Raw genomic sequence first — 17074 nt, 5'->3', positions numbered from 1 at the left:
GCCGCGCGCTCAGGCGTGGCCGGCCTCGCCGCTGAGCAGGTTGAGATCGACCCCGAGCAGCTGCGCCGCGGCCAGCCAGCGCTCGCCGGCATCCATATGGAAGATGATGTCGTCACTCGCCGGGCCGTTGAGCCAGGCGTTGGCGCTCATCTCCTGTTCGAGCTGGCCGGCGCCCCAGCCAGCGTAGCCGAGGGCCACCAGGCTGCGTTCCGGTCCGTCGCCGCGGGCGATCGCCTCGAGCACATCGCGCGAGGTGGTGACGCTGATCTCCTCGGTGATGCCGAGGGTCGAGTCGTAGGTCGGTCCGGCGGTGTGCAGCACGAAGCCGCGATCGGTCTGCACCGGCCCGCCCTGATAGACCGGGGTCGCCTGCAGTTCGGCGTCGTCGGTGGGGATCTCGAGCTGCGCGAACAGCTCGCCGAGGGTCACCTCCAGCGGGCGATTGATGACGATGCCCATGGCGCCCTGTTCCGTGTGTTCGCAGACATAGGTCACGGTACGCGCGAAATTGGGATCCTGAAGACCCGGCATCGCGATCAGGAAGTGATTGGTCAGTGAAGAGCTGTAGGCCATGGCCCCTAGTATCCGGTGCGGCGCAACCCGAGGCAAGTGCGAGGATGCGCCGCTCGGCGCCGTCCTGACCGAAGGGGCGCGATTGGCATGATGGTGGCTGCTTTGAATCAAGCCCCTTCGGTCCGCGCCGACATCGCCGTTGTCGTGATCACTGCTCCCAGCCGAGGGTGTCGCCGCGCATGAACTGCCAGTTGCGGACGATGTCGAGCACGTCGGTCTCGGCGGCGATGTCCGGTGGGAAGGGCGAGAAGGGCGCGGCCAGTTCGACGATGCGCACCGCCGCCTGGTCGAGCAGATCGTAGCCCGACGAGCGGACCACCCGCACCTGGACGAGGCTGCCGTCGGCGCGGATCGAGACGTGCAGCAGCAGGCTGCCGTAGATGCGCTGTTCCTTGGCCGCCTGGGGGTAGTTGATGTTGCCGATACGCTCGACCTTGCGCGTCCAGGCGGCGAGATAGCTGGCGTAGCGGATCTCGCGCGTGCTCGTGCTCACCGCGCGTCGGCGCAGCCCGTCGGACGGTTCGAGTCCGGGGGCCGGTTGTGCGGCGAGCCGGGCGACAGTGTGGTCGCGACTGGCGAGGATCTGCGCGGCATCGATCGCTGGCGGCTGGGGCAATGGTTGGGGCGCGAGGCGTGGGCGGTCGTGGCTCTCGAGGCTCAGCGCGGTCGGAGGGGTGGCCGTCGCCGGCGAGGACGCGGGCGGCGAGGAGGTCAACGCCGCTTCACTGTCGGGCGCCGGCGAGACGGGCGCGAGCGGCCCTGGGGGTGCTGTCTCACCATCACCCTCCAGGCTGTGTGCGGCATCGCCGTGGATCGACTCGCCACTGCGGTTGTGCAGCCCGCCGGGGGCCTCGGGCTGGGGCTGATCGGTGTTGCTCGGACGCTCTACCAGCAGCACCTCGAGCGCCGAGTCCGGGATCGGTTGCTGCTGGGGTGGCGTGGGGCGCGCGGCGAGCGCGAGCAGTGCCGCCAGATGCAGCAGAACGGCAGCGCCGAGCGCGAGCACCAGAGTACGGTTATCGCCCTTGGGCGAGGGCGGGGTCAGCAATGTTGCCGGCAGCGGGGTCGGCGACGGGGTCGGGCAGTCGGTCATGGGGCGATGGTTGCGGCCTCGGTGGTGATCGGGTTGACGCGGTGGATGCGGGCGCCCGGGTCGACGCGTTCGAGCCGGTTCCACAGTGCCTGGGTGACGTGGACCTCGCCGCTGCGATCGACCAGCAGCGCCTCGGTCACCCCCATCCGCTGTGCGACCTCGAGCCAGTGCTCGGGGCCGGCGACGAACAGCGCGCGGGCGGCCACGGTGGCGGTGGCCAGGTCGGGCAGGAGCACGGTGACCGCACGGCTGTCGCGCGCCGGGCGACCGCTGCGCGGGTCGAGCACGTCATGATAGATCACACTCTGGTGGATGAAGTCGCGCTGGTGGTCGGCCACGCTGCCCAGCGCCTCGTCGCGACGCAGCGCGACGATGGCCAGCACCCCGGAGCCACCGGCGCGCAGGATCGGCACCCGCCAGGGTTGGCCGCCACGATCGCCACTGGCACGCCAGGCGCCGTCGCGTTGGATCAGGGCGTTGACGATACCCAGCTCGCGCAGCCGCGCGATCGCCAGGTCGATGGCCAGCGCTGGCGCCAGTCGGCCGAAGTCGAGCTGGATCCTGGGGTCGGCGACGCGGATCTCGATGCCGTCGAGTTCGACCTGATCGATGCGCGGTGTCGAGGTGAGCAGTGTTTCGAGCTGCCCCTGGGTCGGCGGGTTGGCGTATGGCGGGGTGCGATCGAACCCCCAGAGCGTGATCAGCCTGCCGAGGGCGGGATTGTAGAGCCCTTCGCTCTGTGCGGCGAGCCGCTGCCCGGTGCGCAGCAGGGGCAATACCGAGGGTGGGGCGGTGACCGGTGTGCCGGTGGCCAGTCGCCGGTTGAGATCGGCCAGGACACCCGATACCCAGGGGTCCCAGGCGCGGGTGCGGAAGGCGAAATCCTCGGCGAGTTCCGCCCGGGCGCGTGTGGCCTGCTCGGGCGCGACCCCGACCAGGGTGAGGTCGAGCGATTCGCCGAAGGCCTGCAGCCTGGTGGTGTTCACCGGCGTGGCTTCGCGGCAGCCGCCGAGGGCGAACAGCGCGAGCAGCAGTGGCGCCAGCAGGGCGGAGCGGACGACGACCGACAGGGGGTGCGTGAACGACATGGGGCACTCCTCGGGGTTGCGGCGGTCTGGTGCGGCCGGCTCTGAGGGGCGCGGTCCCGGATCAGTCCCGGGCGTTGAGTCGGGCCGCGATGCGATCCATCAGTGCGCCAGCGATATCGAGTCCGTGAGCGGCGTCGAGTTCGCGGATGCAGGTGGGGCTGGTGACATTGATCTCGGTGAGGTGATCGCCGATCACGTCCAGCCCCGCGAACAGGATGCCGCGCGCGCGCAGCTCGGGGCCGACCTGTTCGGCGATCCAGCGTTCGCGTGTGCTCAGCGCTCGCGCCTCGGCGCTGGCCCCGGCTGCGAGATTGCCCCGGCTCTCGCCGGGCGCGGGGATGCGCGCCAGACAATAGGGTACCGGCTCGCCGTCGACCATCAGGATCCGCTTGTCGCCGTCGACGATCTCGGGCAGATAGCGCTGTGCCATGCAGTAGCGATGGCCGTGCTGGGTCAGGGTCTCGATGATGACCCCGAGATTGGGGTCGTGAGCGCCGACCCGGAATACCGAGGCCCCGCCCATGCCGTCGAGCGGTTTGAGCACGATCTCGCCGTGGTGTTCGAGAAAGGCGCGGATGTCGCGCGCTGCGGCGGTCACCAGGGTCGGCGGAGTGCACTGCGGGAAGCGCGCGGTGAACAGCTTCTCGTTGGCGTCGCGCAGGCTGCGCGGATCGTTGACCACTAGACAGCCGGCGCTCTGGGCGTGCTCGAGCAGATAGGTCGAGAACACGTACTCCATGTCGAACGGCGGGTCCTTGCGCATCAGCAGGGCATCGAGCGCGCCGAGCGGACGGACCTCGGGCTCGCCCAGGGTGTACCAGTCGGCGGGGTCGTCGCGGACCTCCAGCGGACGCATCCGCCCGAGCGCGCGATCGCCGTCGAGCGCGAGGTCGCCGAGCTCCATGTACCAGGGCCGCCAGCCACGCCGTTGCGCCGCCAGCAGCATGGCGAGGCTGCTGTCCTTCTTGGTGTTGATCGACCCGATCGGGTCCATCACGATGCCGATGTCGATGCTCATGGGGGGCAGTGTACTGCAGCCACCAGCCACCAGCCACCAGCCACCAGCCATCAGCTACCAGCTACCAGCCACCAGCCACCAGCCACCAGCCACCAGCCACCAGCCACCAGTCGCCAGCTACCAGCCGCCAGTCGCCAGTCGCCAGCTACCAGCCACCAGTCGCCATCCACCAGCTACCAGCCGCCAGCGCTGGTCATCAGCTACCAGTCGCCAGCCACAGGTGCCAAGCTTCCTCGCTGGAGGCTGGAGGCTGGAGGCTGGAGGCTGGAGGCTGGAGGCTGGAGGCTGGAGGCTGGAGGCTGGAGGCTGGAGGCTGGAGGCTGGAGGCTGGAGGCTGGAGGCTGGTGGCTAGAGGCTAGAGGCTAGAGGCTGGAGGCTGGTGGCTAGAGGCTGGAGGCTGGAGGCTGGAGGCTGGAGGCTGTGGACGCACATTGGTGCGCCGGCGGGCAAATGCCGTCTGGCGATGACGCGCGCAGCGCTGCTAGACTTGCTGCGTCGATGACCGGCCGCGCCGGTATCGATGAGAACCCGCCGGCGCGTCTCCCCGCGCCCGTGTCCGGTGTCGCGATCGCGGTTCCCCGCCGTCGCCGTCGACGGTCACCATGGGACACGTCCGGGTGTACGCTTCAATCGTGCCGACTCGAGAGGTCGTCAGCGTGACGGATCCTTCGGACCATGCCGATCTGACCGGCGCCAAGATCCTGGTGATCGATGACAGCAAGACCATCCGCCGGACCGCGGAGAATCTGCTGGCCAAGGCCGGCTGCGAGGTCATGGTCGCCGCCGACGGCTTCGAGGCCCTGGGCAAGATCGTCTCCTTCAGACCCGACCTGGTGTTCGTCGACATCATGATGCCGCGTCTCGACGGCTATCACACCTGTGCCCTGATCAAGGGCAATGCCACGCTCCGCCATACCCCGGTGGTGATGCTCTCGAGCAAGGACGGACTCTTCGACCGTGCCAAGGGCCGGCTGGTCGGGGCTCAACTCTATCTCTCCAAGCCGTTCACCGGAGAGGAACTATTGGCAGCGGTGCGCGACAACCTCGGTCGCGCCCCCGAACGGAGCCCGTCGGGCTCGTGAGCGCAGCCATGAGACCTTTCTTTCGCAAGACGGACGCGACCGCCGACGACGCCACCCAGCCGCCGCCCCCTGGCGCCAGGGTGCTGGTGGTCGACGATTCCCCGACCGAGACCCGGATCTTCGCCAAGGTCCTCACCCAGGCGGGTTACCAGGTCGAGACCGCGACCAACGGCGAGGAGGCGATCGCCGTCGCGCGCCGCTCGCACCCGGACCTCATCCTGATGGATGTCGTCATGCCGGTGCTCAACGGCTTCCAGGCCACGCGGATGCTGCAGCGCGATGCCGAGACCGCCGACATCCCGGTGATCATGGTGACCACCAAGGATCAGCAGACCGATCGTACCTGGGGGCTGCGTCAGGGCGCAGTCGATTACCTGGTCAAGCCGATCGACGCGGCGACCCTGCTCGCCCGGGTGCGCGTGGCGCTGGAGGGCTGAGGGGATGACCGAGACCGCTGCCGGGGGCGAGCTGCACGCCTTGATCCGCCAGCTCGACGCCAGCTGTCGCGCCCAGCGCACCGCGCTCCCTCATGACGCGCCCCCGCCCGACAGCTGGGCGGCGGTGCTGTTCCGGGTGCGAGACCTGAAGTTTCTGACCCCCTTGGAGCAGATCGCCGAGGTGCTCGAGGTCCCGGTCGAGATCACTCGCGTGCCCGGTACCCAGCCGTGGTTTCTCGGGGTTGCCAACAATCGCGGTACCCTGCTGCCGATCAGCGACCTGGCGGTGCTGACCCAAGGGGGACAGCCCGGCGAGCGCCGTGTCCCGCCGGGGCGACGGCGCGCCCGCGATCGGGTGCTGGTGGCGCGTCAGGTCGAGTCACCCTGCGGGTTGGTGGTCTCGGAGACGCTCGGCATGCGCCATGTCCGTCATGACGCCCGGGTCGAGACCCTGCCCGAGGGGTTGGGGTTGAGCGCACGCTATATCGATGCGGCCTATCGGGTCGACGACGAGTCGGTGGCGGTGCTGCGTCTGGAGCGGCTGCTGGCCGATCCCCTGTTCAATGCCGCACTCGGCTGAGTGCCGATCGGCCGATCCATTCACGAGTGCCCGTCGCCGGAGCCGCGCGGGCATGATCCACATCTCCGGGAGTCGGTAGCAGATGGCGAAACGAGAGACGCTCAACCCACGCAAGAGACGGCTGGGCGGGTCGCGACAGATCACCCGGGCGTTGGCGCTGCTGGCGCTGACCTTCGCGGTGCTGGCGCTGCTCGGCTATCTCCGGCTCGACCGGGTCGATGCCGCTCACCTGCGCCTCTCGGCCCAGGCGAGCACTGCTGCGACCACGGTGGCCGGGCTGGCGGCCGACAGCACCCTGCTGTTGCAGGGGGACGAGGCGGCGACGCAGCGTCTGCGCCAGGCCCGCGCCCGGCTGCGCGATGCGCTCGGCGGCGAGGCCGGTGCGCTGCGCTCCGATCTCGTCGGGCTGGAACAGCCGTGGCGTGCCGCGCGCGACGGTTGGACCGGAGTGCGTGTCGAACTCGAACGTCTGCTCGGTGCTGGTGAGGCGCCGCTGGTCGCGCACCGCGCGGTGCGCGAGGCGCGCGCGCTGGTGGTGCGTGCCGAGGCCGCGCTCGTGCGTGCCGGGGAGCGTCTCGCGACGAGTGAGATCGCGCCGGCACAGGCGCTGCGCCTGGGGCGGCAGTCGGCGCGGCTGGCGCGGATCGAGACCCTGCTCGCCGAGCTGCCCGCCGCCGAGGAGCGGGCCCGGCAGGTGAGCGAGACCCTGGCACGTGAGAGCGAGGCCCTGGAGGCGGCGCTGAGCACGCTGGTCGAGGTGGCGCCGGCGCCGCGTGGTGTGCTCGAGGAGGCGCAGCGGGTCTCGGCGGCGCTCGTCGCCGCGCTCGATACGGTGTTCGAGCAGTCCGTGGCGGCGAGTCAGGCCTTCGATGCCGAGGCGGCTCTTCTCGTCGGTGCCGAGCGACTCGAGCGCGCGCTCGCTGAACTCGCCGCAGCCTATCGCGCCGCGCCCCTGCGCTTCCCGCTGGGTCCCCTGGAGGTCGGCGCCACCGTGGTGCTGGCGACTGCCGGTGCCGCCTTGCTCAGCCTGGCGCTGCTGGCGCTCTACTCGGTGCGCGAGGCGCATCGGCGCGAGGAACTCTCCACCGCCCAGAGCGAGCGTGACGAGCAGGCGATCCTGCGCCTGCTCGACGAGATGGGCAATCTCGCCAACGGCGATCTCACCGTCGAGGCCTCGGTCACCGAGGACAAGACCGGGGCGATCGCCGACGCCATCAACTATGCCGTCGAGGCCTTGCGCGCCCTGGTCACCACCATCAACGAGACCGCCTCGCGGGTGAATCGCTCGGCGCAGGACAGTCGCACCATCTCGACGCGCCTGGCCGAGGCGAGCACCGCGCAGTCGCAGCAGATCCAGCAGGCCTCCACCGCGGTACAGTCGCTCACCCAGCAGATCGACGAGGTGGCGCGCCATGCCGGCGAGTCGGCCGAGGTCGCCTCGCGCTCGGTCGAGGTCGCCGGGCGCGGTGCGCAGACGGTACGCGATACCATCCAGGGGATGGACGCCATCCGCGACCAGATCCAGGAGACGGCCAAGCGCATCAAGCGTCTCGGCGAAAGCTCCCAGGAGATCGGCGAGATCGTCGAGCTGATCGACGACATCGCCGATCAGACCAACATCCTCGCGCTCAACGCCGCGATGCAGGCGGCGATGGCCGGCGAGGCCGGTCGCGGTTTCGCCGTGGTGGCCGACGAGGTGCAGCGCCTGGCCGAGCGTTCGCGCAACGCCACCAAGCAGATCGAGGTGCTGGTGCGCACCATCCAGGCCGACACCAACGAGGCGGTCAGCTCGATGGAGGCGAGCACCTCCGGGGTGGTCGAGGGCGCCAACCTGGCCGAGAACGCCGGCGACGCGCTGCACGAGATCGAGAACGTCTCGGCCTACATCGCCGACCTCACCAAGCGCATCGCCGACTCGGCGCAACGTCAGTCGCGCCAGTCGGCCGAGATCAACGACACCGTCCAGGCGATTCGCGCACTCACCGAGGAGAACAACGACGGCACCCGACGTGCCGCGACCTCGGTCGAGCAGCTGGCCAACCTCGCCACCGAGCTGCAGCACTCGGTGGCCGGATTCCGCCTGCCCTGAGGCGGCGGGATGATCCGCAGCGGGGGCGAGGCGTGCGCCGCGCGGTCGCCCGCGACCTTTCCTTGAATCAGGCAGGAGCGGCGCTCCCATGGCAGAGAAGAAGGTCATCGGTGGTTTGAACTGGGTCAAGGGCGAGATCGACTCGACCCTGCGTCCGGCCCGTGATCTGGCGATCCTCCAGGCGGCGTCCGAGACCCCGCAGGATGCCGCCGAGGCCGGTGACGCGCTGGCCCAGGTGCAGGGTGTGTTGCTGGCGTTACAGCTGCCGGCGCCGGCGCGCCTGGCCGAGGAGCTGGCGCGTCTGACCGCGCGCATCGGTGCCGGTGAGCTGGTCGAGTTGCAGGCCGGCGCGCGCGCCCTGACCAACGCCCTGGTGGCGCTCGCCGACCATCTCGACCGTCTCGATGCCGGGCACGACGACTCGCCGCTGAGCCTGCTGCCGGCGATCAACGAGGTGCGCGCGGTGCTCGACACGCCGCCGCTGACCCAGACCGAGCTGCTCGCCGTGGCCGCGCTCGGCGGCACGAGCGATCCGCTGCAGGCCTCGCCCGAGGCGCTCGATGCGCTGGCCGAGGCGCTGCGTCAGGTGCGCCCGCAGTTCCACCGTCATCTGGTCGAGTGGTATCGCGCCGGTGGCGACGGTCGCGGGCTGGTCCAGCTCGGGCGCCTCTTCCACCATCTCCACGGTTATCTCGGCGAGGGACTGCTGGCCGACGTCTTCCGGCTCGCCGAACACCTCGCCGAGGCCCTGCGCCAGGGCTGGCTCGAGGCCGACGCCGAGCAGCGCACCCTGCTCGGTCATCTCGACTGGATCCTCAAGCCGCTGGTGCAGCGCCCGCCGCAATGGCCGCAGGCGCAGATGATCGCGTTGATCGAGCGTCTGCTGGCGGCGCTCGCCCCGCTCGACCCGGCCCGGCTGCCCGGTCTGGAGTCGCTGCGCACGCGCTACGGTGTGGGCGCGAGCGTCCCCGGAGATGCGGGCGACGAGGCCCTGGCCGCGGCGGCCGCCGAGGTGCTGGAGACCTTTCCCGAACTGGAGGGGCGCTTCGAGCGTCTCGCCCTGGGCGGCGGCCGCCCCGATCCCGGCGAGCTGGCGCTGATGGAGAGTGGACTGCGCCGCCTCGCCGAGCGTCTGGAGGTCCCCGGCGGCGACGAGCTGGTGGCCGAGCTACGCCGCTTTGCCGGTGAGCTCGGCTCGGCCTTCGACGGCACCGACGGGGGCGGACGACTCGAGACCCTGGCCACCGGGCTGCTCGCGCTCAAGTCGCGGTTGCGCGCCTGCGCCGAGCGCCGCGTCACGGCGCTGCCGGGCGCCCTGCCGGGGATCGATCTCGGCGAGCTGGCCAGCACCACCCTGCGCGAGGCCGGCTACGAGCTGGTCCAGGTCAAGGAGGCGATCGCCGCCTGTCATCTCGATCGCGCCAACCTCGCGCCGCTGGCGCCGGTGCCCGGATCGCTGGAGGGGGTGGCCGGCGCGCTGCGGATCCTCGACGAGCAGCCCGCCGCCGAACTCGCCGAGTCGGTCGCCGCACTGGTGCGCGGGCTGGGCACGGCGCAGGCCCCGATACCGGGCGAGCGCGAGTTCGAGCACCTGGCCGACACCATCGCCGCGCTCGAGCTCTATATCGCCCATCTGCAGGACGGTCAGCCGTTCGGCGACAACCTGATCGAGCACGCCCGCAGCTCGCTTGCCGCGCTGCAGGAGGGCCTCGGGAGCGCGCCGCCCGAGCCCGGCGCGCCGTCACCAGCGGTGGTGACCGAGACCGATGCGGGGATCGGCGCCGTCACCTCGGAGTTCCTCGAGATCTTTCTCGAGGAGGCCGAGGAGGAGATGACCTCGGCGCGGGCCCAGTTCGCGCGCTGGTCCGAGGCCAACGAGGACTGGGACGCGCTGACCACGCTCAGGCGCAGCTTCCACACCCTCAAGGGCAGTGGCCGGCTGGTCGGGGCGCGTCAGGTGGCCGAGGTCGCCCAGGCCAACGAGATCCTGCTCAACCGCGTGCTCGAGCGTACCCTGCCGGTCTCGCCGCCGCTGATCGCACACATCGCCACGGTGCTCGAACGGCTGCCCGAGCTGATTGGCGCCGAGGCCGAGGGGCGGGTGGTCGACACCGAGTCGCTGATCGCCCCGGCCGAGCGCTTGCTCGCGCCCGCAGCGGCGCCTGCCAGCGAGACCGAGCCTGTCCTCGGCCCGGTGCCGCCGAGCGCCGTCGAGGCCTCGGCAATCGCCCGTGACGAGCCCGTCTCGCTGGATCCGGAGACGGTGCCGCTGCCGAGTCTGGGGCCTGACTCCGAACTCGCCGCGGGCCGCGAGGGCGATGCGGACCCGGCCGCGCTGCTCGGGATCGACGAGGCCGGTGAGCTGGAGCTGCCCGACCTGGAGCTGCCCACGCTCGATCTCTCCGAGCTGGAGCTGACCCCGCCGCCGCCCGCCGCCGTGCCCGAGGGGCGTGTCACGCCGGACGACCCCCAGGTGTTGCCGTCGTCGCCGGCGCCCGAGCCCCTGCCCGACCCGGGGGGGGCCGCGCTCGATGCCGGCAGCCTGCTCGAGGAGGACGAGGAGCTGCTCGAGATCTTCCGCGCCGAGGCCGCCGAGCACCTGCAGCAGGTCACCGCCGCGCTGGACGAGTCGCGCGCGGTCGACGAGCCGCTGCTGCGCGCGCTCCACACCCTGACCGGCAGTGCGCGGATGGCCGGGATCGACACCATCGCCACGGTCACCAAGTCGCTCGAACTGCGGCTCAAGGGGTTGCAGGCATGCGCGCTCGATCCCGACTCGGGGCGCTGGCTCGAGCGCGCGCGCGCGCTGATCGCCGAGCGGGTCGCCGAGTTGCCGGGCGTCGGGCCGGCGGGCTCGGCGCTGCAGGCACTGGCCGTCGAGCTGGAGATGGCGCCGGCGCCGCGTGTCGGTGCGCCGACAGGGCCAGAGGCCCCGGCGGAACGCGCGGTGGCGATGCCGCCGCCCCTGTCGGCACCATCGGTCGAGCCAGCCGGGTCACCGCCAGCCGCGAGCGACGCGGTTGTCTTATCGGGGGATGCCCCGTTCGGCTCGGACGGGCCGTCCGAGCCCGCCGTCGAGGCGATGACGGAATTGGAGCTGCCGGCCCTGAAGGATCCGCTGTTGGCTGCGGGGGCCTCGGCTGATGGGGCCGAGGAGGATGAGTCGCGCCCGGTCATGGCCGAGGGCGTGGAGCTGCCTTCGCTCGGTGCAGGTGATGCTGCGGGTGAGATCCCCGAGTCCTTGACGTCGCCCGAGCCGGAGGCGAGCCTGGAGCCAGAGCCAGAGCCAGAGCCAGAGCCAGAGCCAGAGCCAGAGCCAGAGCCAGAGCCAGAGCCAGAGCCAGAACGCCCCGCCGTCGCTGCGGCAGCCTCGGTCGAGGCGGAGGAGGACAGTGTCCCCGCGCCCGACCCCGAGCTTGCGACCCTGTTCCTGGAGGATGCGCGCGAGCTGCTCGACAAGCTCGACGCCGAGTTCCAGGCCTGGCAGCTCGCACCCCGGCAGCTCGAGCTGCTCGACGGTATCAACCGCATCCTCCATACCCTCAAGGGCAGCGCTCGACTCACCGGGCTGACGGTGATCGGTGATCTCGGTCACGCCCTTGAGACCCGGCTCAAGGCGGTCCACGACGACCAGCGCGCGATCACCGACACCACACTGGAGCTGGCCCAGCGCGCCGTCGACGCCCTCGCCAATCAGGTCGAGGCACTCGAACGCGGCGCCCCGGTGCCGCGTCTGTCGGCGCTGGTGGCGGCGCTCGACGGGGTCGAGGAAGAGCCGACTGCCGCCGCCGGTACCCCGACATCGGTCGCCGAGCTGCGCCCGCTCACGCCCGAGATCCAGGCGCAGTCGACACCGGCGGTGTCGTCTCCGGTCGCGAGCGTGCCGGAGACCGCTGCGGCGCAGATCCGGGTGCGCGCCGACCTGCTCAACCAGCTCGTCGACGATGCCAGCGAGATCAGCATCTATCGCGCCCGTCTCAGTCAGCGCAACGCCCAGTTCGGCTTCAGCCTCGGCGAGCTGGAGCAGACGCTGAGCCGGCTGCGCGCTCAGCTGCGCGCCCTCGAACTGGAGACCCAGCGCCAGTTGCGCGGCCGCGGCGAGGAGCCGGAGGGCGATGAGGGTGGCGGCGAACAGGGCTTCGACCGACTCGAGTTCGACCGTTTCTCGAATCTGCACCAGCTCTCCGGGAGCCTCGCTGAGACCCTCGACGACCTGGGCAGCGTCAAGGAGCTGCTCGGCGGCTATCAGCGCGAGGTCGCCGACCTGCTGACCCAGCAGGCGCGACTCGCCGACGACCTCCAGCACGGCCTGCTGCGCACCCGGCTGGTGCCCTTCGTGCAAGTGGTGCCACGGCTGCACCGACTGGTGCGCCAGACCGCCGAGAGCCTGGGCAAGTCGGCGCGACTGGAGGTGATCGGTCCCGAGGTGGCGCTCGATCGCGCGGTGCTCGATCGCCTGGTGGCGCCGCTCGAGCACCTGCTGCGCAACGCCGTCGATCATGGCCTGGAGGCCCCCGAGGCGCGTCTTGCGGCGGGCAAGCCGGAGACCGGCGCGCTGGTGCTGGCGCTGCGTCGCGAGGGCAACGATGCACTGATCAGCCTGAGCGATGACGGCAAGGGAATGGATCTGGATGCGATCCGCGCCAAGGCGATCGCCCGCGAGATGCTCTCGCCCGAGGTCGAGATCCCCGACGAGGCACTGCTGCAATTCGTCCTCGAACCCGGCTTCACCACCCGCAGCGAGGTCACCCAGATCTCCGGGCGCGGGGTCGGGCTCGATGTCGTCGCCTCCGAGATCAAGGCCGCCAACGGCGGCATCGATCTCACCTCGCGTCGCGGTCAGGGCGCGACCTTTACCATCCGTCTGCCGCTGACCCTGGCGATGATCGAGGCCTTCCTGGTCAAGGTCGGCGAGAACGTCTACGCGGTGCCGCACAGCAGCGTCGAGGCGGTGGCGCGCATCGATCGCGAGCAGCTCACTGCGATCTATGACGGCGCCCAGCGTCGCTTCGCTCATCTCGGCCAGGACTATCAGGTGGTCTATCTCGGCGGCGTGCTCGATCCACGCCAGGAGCCCGAATTCGGCGAGCAGCGCCGCTTGCCGCTGCTGCTGGCGCGGGTTGGCGAGCAACGCGTGGCGTTGCAGGTCGACAGCCTGATCGAGAGCCAGCGCATCCTGGTCAAGCCGCTCGGTCCGCAGCTGGCCGACGTGCGCTGGCTGAGCGGCGGCACCGTGCTGCCCGACGGGCGGGTGGCGCTGATCCTTGATGCCCTGGCGCTGCTGCGCTCCAAGGCGCTGCAGGAGTACCGCCCGGCCCGCAGCACCGACGCCCGCGGCGAGAGTCCGGTGTGCGTGATGGTGGTCGACGACTCGCTGACGGTACGCCGCGTCACCAGCCGCCTGCTGCGGCGCGAGGGCATGGAGGTGATCACCGCCAAGGACGGGGTCGAGGCGCTGACCCTGCTCGATGCGCGGATGCCCGATCTGCTGTTGCTCGATATCGAGATGCCGCGGATGGACGGCTTCGAGCTGACCCGCCACATCCGTCGTTCCGAGCGACTGCGCGCGCTGCCGATCATCATGATCACCTCGCGCACTGGCGAGAAGCACCGCAAGCACGCGCTCGATCTCGGCGTCGATCGCTATCTCGGCAAGCCCTATCAGGAGTCGCAACTGCTCGGCGAGATCGTCTCGGTGCTCACGGAGTCCGCGTCATGATCCCGGGACAGGAGAGCGCCGATCACGGCGAGGTGCGGGTGATGCTGCTGCCCACACAGGGGCGCGACCTGCTGGTGCCGGCGAGCGCGGTGGCCGAGATCGTCTCGGCAGACGCGGTGCAGCCGCTCCCCGATACGCCCGAGTGGCTGCTCGGGGAGCTGCAGTGGCGTGGTCGACGGGTGCCGGCGGTGGCCTTCGCATCACCGCCCGAGGGGCAGGGGCGAGGGCGGGCGCATGCGCGCGTGGTGGTCTGCTTCATGCCTGCGGGGAGCCCGGCGCTGCCCTTCGTCGCGCTCTATAGTCGCGGCATGCCGCGGCTCGAGCGAGCGGCGCCGGACAATCTGAGCACGGAGCAGGATCCGCACCCCTTCGCCCTGTCGGCGCTCGCGCTCGGCGAGCGTCATGCCTGGCTGCCCGATTTCACTGCGCTCGAGCGCGCCCTGCTCGCGGCCCAGACGTCGGGCTGAGCCGTCTCGGCGTCGCCACCGGCGCCCGAGCCGTGTTTCCCGGTCCGCTGTCGCCGCCACTCGGCATGCCCATCCTCGATCTCAGGAGTCCGTCATATGTCCGTCGATCCACCCAGGCTCGAGCAGATGCTCGGGGCACTCGTCTCGACCGCGTCGGTGAGCTGTGTCGATCCCGCCCTCGACCAGAGCAATCGCCCGCTGGTGGCGCTGCTCGCCGAGTGGACGGAGCGGGCCGGTTTCCGCGTCGAGGTGCTCGATGTGCCGGGGCATCCCGGCAAGGTCAACCTGGTGGCGACCCTGGGCGCGGGGACGGACGGGCTGGTGCTCGCCGGGCATACCGATACCGTCCCCTTCGACGCGTCGCGCTGGAGCCATGATCCACTGCGCCTGACCGAGGTCGATGGACGTTACTACGGGCTCGGCATCGCCGACATGAAGGCCTTCTTCGCGCTCGTCCTGGAGGCCGCACGCGGGCTGGACGGCGCCGATCTGCACGCGCCGCTGACGCTGCTCGCTACCGCCGACGAGGAGTCGGCGATGACCGGCGCGCGGGCGCTGGTCGCCGCCGGGCGCAGGCTCGGTCGTCATGCGCTGATCGGCGAGCCTACCGGGCTGCGTCCGGTGCGGTTGCACAAGGGGGTGATGAACGAGTCGCTGCGGTTGATCGGGCGCAGTGGTCATGCCAGTGATCCGGCGCTCGGCAACAGTGCGCTGGAAGGCATGCACGAGGTGATCGGGGCGCTGCTGGCGTGGCGCGATGCGCTGTACAAGCGGCATCATCACCCGGCCTTTGCGATCCCCACGCCGACGTTGAACCTCGGTCATATCCGCGGCGGCGACAACCCCAACCGGATCTGTGGCGAGTGCGAGCTGCTGGTCGATCTGCGGCTGTTGCCGGGGATGTCGGCCGAGACGGTGCGCGCCGAGCTTGCCGAGCGGGTCGCCGAGGTCGGGCGGCGACGTGGCTTGGAGTGGGCGGTCGCGCCGCTGTTCGAGGCCATCCCGCCGGCCGAGACCGCCGCCGACGCGGCCATCGTGCGGGCCTGTGAGCGGCTCACCGGACACCCGGCCGAGGCGGTCAACTTCGGCACCGAGGCGCCCTTCCTCAATCAGCTGGGGATGGACACCGTGGTGCTGGGTCCGGGCGACATCGCCCAGGCCCACCAGCCCGACGAGTTCCTCGCGCTCGCGCGTATCCCGCCGACTCTGACGCTGCTGCGCGGGTTGATCCGCGAGTTCTGTCTGAACTGAGGCCGCAGCGTGCGCCGCGCCACCCCGCGCCGGCGGCGCGGGGTGGGTGCGCTCAGTCGGCGAGGCGCTGGCGGGCGCGGGCGATGGCTGCGCGCACCTGGTTCGGCGCGGTGCCGCCGAGGTGGTCGCGTGCGGCGACCGAGCCGTCGAGGGTGAGCACCGCGTAGACGTCGTCGGTGATCGCCTCGGAGAACTGCTGCAGCGACTCCAGCGGCAGTTCGGCGAGGTCGCGGCCCTCGCGCACGCCGAGGGCGACGGCCTTGCCAACGATCTCGTGGGCGTCGCGGAAGGGGATGCCCTTGCGCACCAGATAGTCGGCGAGGTCGGTGGCGGTGCTGAAGCCCTGGCGCGCGGCCTCGCGCATGCGCTCGTGGTTGCAGCTGACATGGGCCATCATGTCGGCGTACACCTTGAGCGAGCCCTTGAGGTTGTCGACGGTGTCGAACAGCGGCTCCTTGTCCTCCTGGTTGTCCTTGTTGTAGGCCAGGGGTTGGGCCTTCATCAGGGTCAGCAGGCCGATCAGGTGGCCGAAGATGCGACCGCTCTTGCCGCGCACCAGCTCGGGCACGTCGGGGTTCTTCTTCTGCGGCATGATCGAGGAGCCGGTGCAGAAGCTGTCGGACAGCTCGACGAAGCCGAACTGTGCCGAGGACCACAGGATCAGCTCCTCGGAGAAGCGCGACAGGTGCATCATCAGGATCGCCGCGTCGGCGCTGAATTCGATGGCGAAGTCGCGATCGGAGACGGCGTCGAGCGAGTTCTCGGCGGGGCGATCGAAGCCGAGCAGGGCGGCGGTGTGGGCGCGATCGATGGGGTAGGTGGTACCGGCGAGCGCGGCGGCGCCGAGCGGCATCACGTTGAGTCGACGGCGGCAGTCGAGGAGGCGGTCGTGATCGCGCTCAAGCATCTCGAACCAGGCCATCATGTGATGGCCGAAGGTGATCGGCTGGGCCACCTGCAGATGGGTGAAACCGGGCAGCACGGTGTCGGCCTCGCGCTCGGCGAGATCGAGCAGCGCGTGCTGCAGGCGACGGATCTCGCCGGCGATGGTGTCGATCTCCTCGCGCAGCCACAGACGCACATCGGTGGCCACCTGGTCGTTGCGCGAGCGCCCGGTGTGGAGCTTCTTGCCGGCGTCGCCGATCGCCTGGGTGAGTGCCGACTCGATGTTCATGTGGACGTCCTCGAGCGGGATCGACCACTCGAACTCGCCGGCCTCTATGCGCGCGCGCACCTGCTCGAGCCCGGCGACGATGGCGTCGCGCTCGGCCTCGGTGAGGATGCCCTGGCGGGCGAGCATGGTGGCGTGGGCGATCGAGCCCTGGATGTCGTAGCGATAGAGTCGACGGTCGAAGTCGACCGAGGCGGTGAAGGCCTCGACGAAGGCATCGGTAGGGGCGTTGAAGCGCCCGGCCCAGGGTTTTGCGGATTGGTTGGTGTCGTGCATGCTCGAGTGATCCGGGGGTTGAGAATCCATTGATTCTACACGTTGTCCGGTGCCTGCTGGCAGGGCGTGCCCCGAGCATTGGCGGGGGGTGGCGCGGTGTGCTTCGCGGGGACTTCGTGCGATCGACTTGAGCCGGGCCAGGCAACGGCCCATCCTTGAGGGCGTGACGACGGCCCCCCGCCGGGGCGTCGTGCACAGGGAAGGACAGGGGGGTGGGGTTGAGAGCACCT

At 70.6% G+C, this 17074-nt stretch carries 12 protein-coding genes; 7 read left to right on the top strand and 5 right to left on the bottom strand.

The features are described 5' to 3' along the window. Positions 1 to 9 precede the first annotated feature (9 nt). The 4 genes from MARPU_RS15560 to gshB all read right to left on the bottom strand — a co-directional run bounded on the left by MARPU_RS15560 (position 10) and on the right by gshB (position 3772). Positions 10 to 573 (bottom strand): YqgE/AlgH family protein, encoded by a 564-nt coding sequence (locus tag MARPU_RS15560; protein WP_005222997.1) that lies wholly within the window; start codon positions 571 to 573, stop codon positions 10 to 12. Positions 574 to 721: 148 nt separating this feature from the next. Next, a complete protein-coding gene (locus MARPU_RS16855; RefSeq protein ID WP_005222996.1) occupies positions 722 to 1666 on the bottom strand; it encodes an energy transducer TonB in 945 nt (314 codons plus the stop codon). Continuing rightward, on the bottom strand, positions 1663 to 2754 hold the full coding sequence (locus tag MARPU_RS15550; RefSeq protein ID WP_005222994.1) for an FAD:protein FMN transferase: 1092 nt from the start codon (positions 2752 to 2754) through the stop codon (positions 1663 to 1665). The genes MARPU_RS16855 and MARPU_RS15550 overlap by 4 nt, the downstream gene beginning before the upstream one ends. A gap of 61 nt (positions 2755 to 2815) precedes the next feature. Further along, a complete protein-coding gene (gshB, locus tag MARPU_RS15545; protein ID WP_005222993.1) occupies positions 2816 to 3772 on the bottom strand; it encodes a glutathione synthase in 957 nt (318 codons plus the stop codon). 656 nt (positions 3773 to 4428) lie between these two features. Here gshB and MARPU_RS15540 point away from each other — a divergent pair. The 7 genes from MARPU_RS15540 (at position 4429) to argE (ending at position 15397) form a co-directional block, all read left to right on the top strand. Next, on the top strand, positions 4429 to 4854 hold the full coding sequence (locus MARPU_RS15540) for a response regulator (RefSeq protein WP_005222991.1): 426 nt from the start codon (positions 4429 to 4431) through the stop codon (positions 4852 to 4854). 8 nt (positions 4855 to 4862) lie between these two features. Further along, complete coding sequence (locus MARPU_RS15535; protein ID WP_005222990.1) at positions 4863 to 5291, top strand: response regulator; 429 nt, start codon at positions 4863 to 4865, stop codon at positions 5289 to 5291. 4 nt (positions 5292 to 5295) lie between these two features. Continuing rightward, positions 5296 to 5871, top strand: a complete 576-nt coding sequence (locus MARPU_RS15530) for a chemotaxis protein CheW (protein WP_005222989.1) — start codon at positions 5296 to 5298, stop codon at positions 5869 to 5871. A gap of 82 nt (positions 5872 to 5953) precedes the next feature. Continuing rightward, complete coding sequence (locus MARPU_RS15525) at positions 5954 to 7960, top strand: methyl-accepting chemotaxis protein (protein ID WP_005222988.1); 2007 nt, start codon at positions 5954 to 5956, stop codon at positions 7958 to 7960. Between the two features lie 88 nt (positions 7961 to 8048). After that, positions 8049 to 13679 (top strand): Hpt domain-containing protein, encoded by a 5631-nt coding sequence (locus MARPU_RS15520; RefSeq protein ID WP_005222986.1) that lies wholly within the window; start codon positions 8049 to 8051, stop codon positions 13677 to 13679. After that, positions 13676 to 14146, top strand: a complete 471-nt coding sequence (locus MARPU_RS15515) for a chemotaxis protein CheW (RefSeq protein ID WP_005222984.1) — start codon at positions 13676 to 13678, stop codon at positions 14144 to 14146. Before MARPU_RS15520 ends, MARPU_RS15515 begins: the two co-directional genes overlap by 4 nt. 96 nt (positions 14147 to 14242) lie before the next feature. Beyond that, positions 14243 to 15397, top strand: coding sequence for an acetylornithine deacetylase (gene argE, locus MARPU_RS15510; RefSeq protein WP_005222982.1), 1155 nt, complete (start codon positions 14243 to 14245; stop codon positions 15395 to 15397). 52 nt (positions 15398 to 15449) lie between these two features. Here the strand turns inward: argE and argH are convergent, their stop codons facing one another. Further along, positions 15450 to 16844, bottom strand: coding sequence for an argininosuccinate lyase (argH, locus tag MARPU_RS15505; protein ID WP_005222980.1), 1395 nt, complete (start codon positions 16842 to 16844; stop codon positions 15450 to 15452). Positions 16845 to 17074: the final 230 nt, after the last annotated feature.

It is taken from the genome of Marichromatium purpuratum 984, from assembly GCF_000224005.2.
GTDB classification, from domain to species: domain Bacteria; phylum Pseudomonadota; class Gammaproteobacteria; order Chromatiales; family Chromatiaceae; genus Marichromatium; species Marichromatium purpuratum.
Note: the sequence above shows the minus strand (reverse complement) of the source record. Positions and strands in the feature narration are given on the sequence as shown.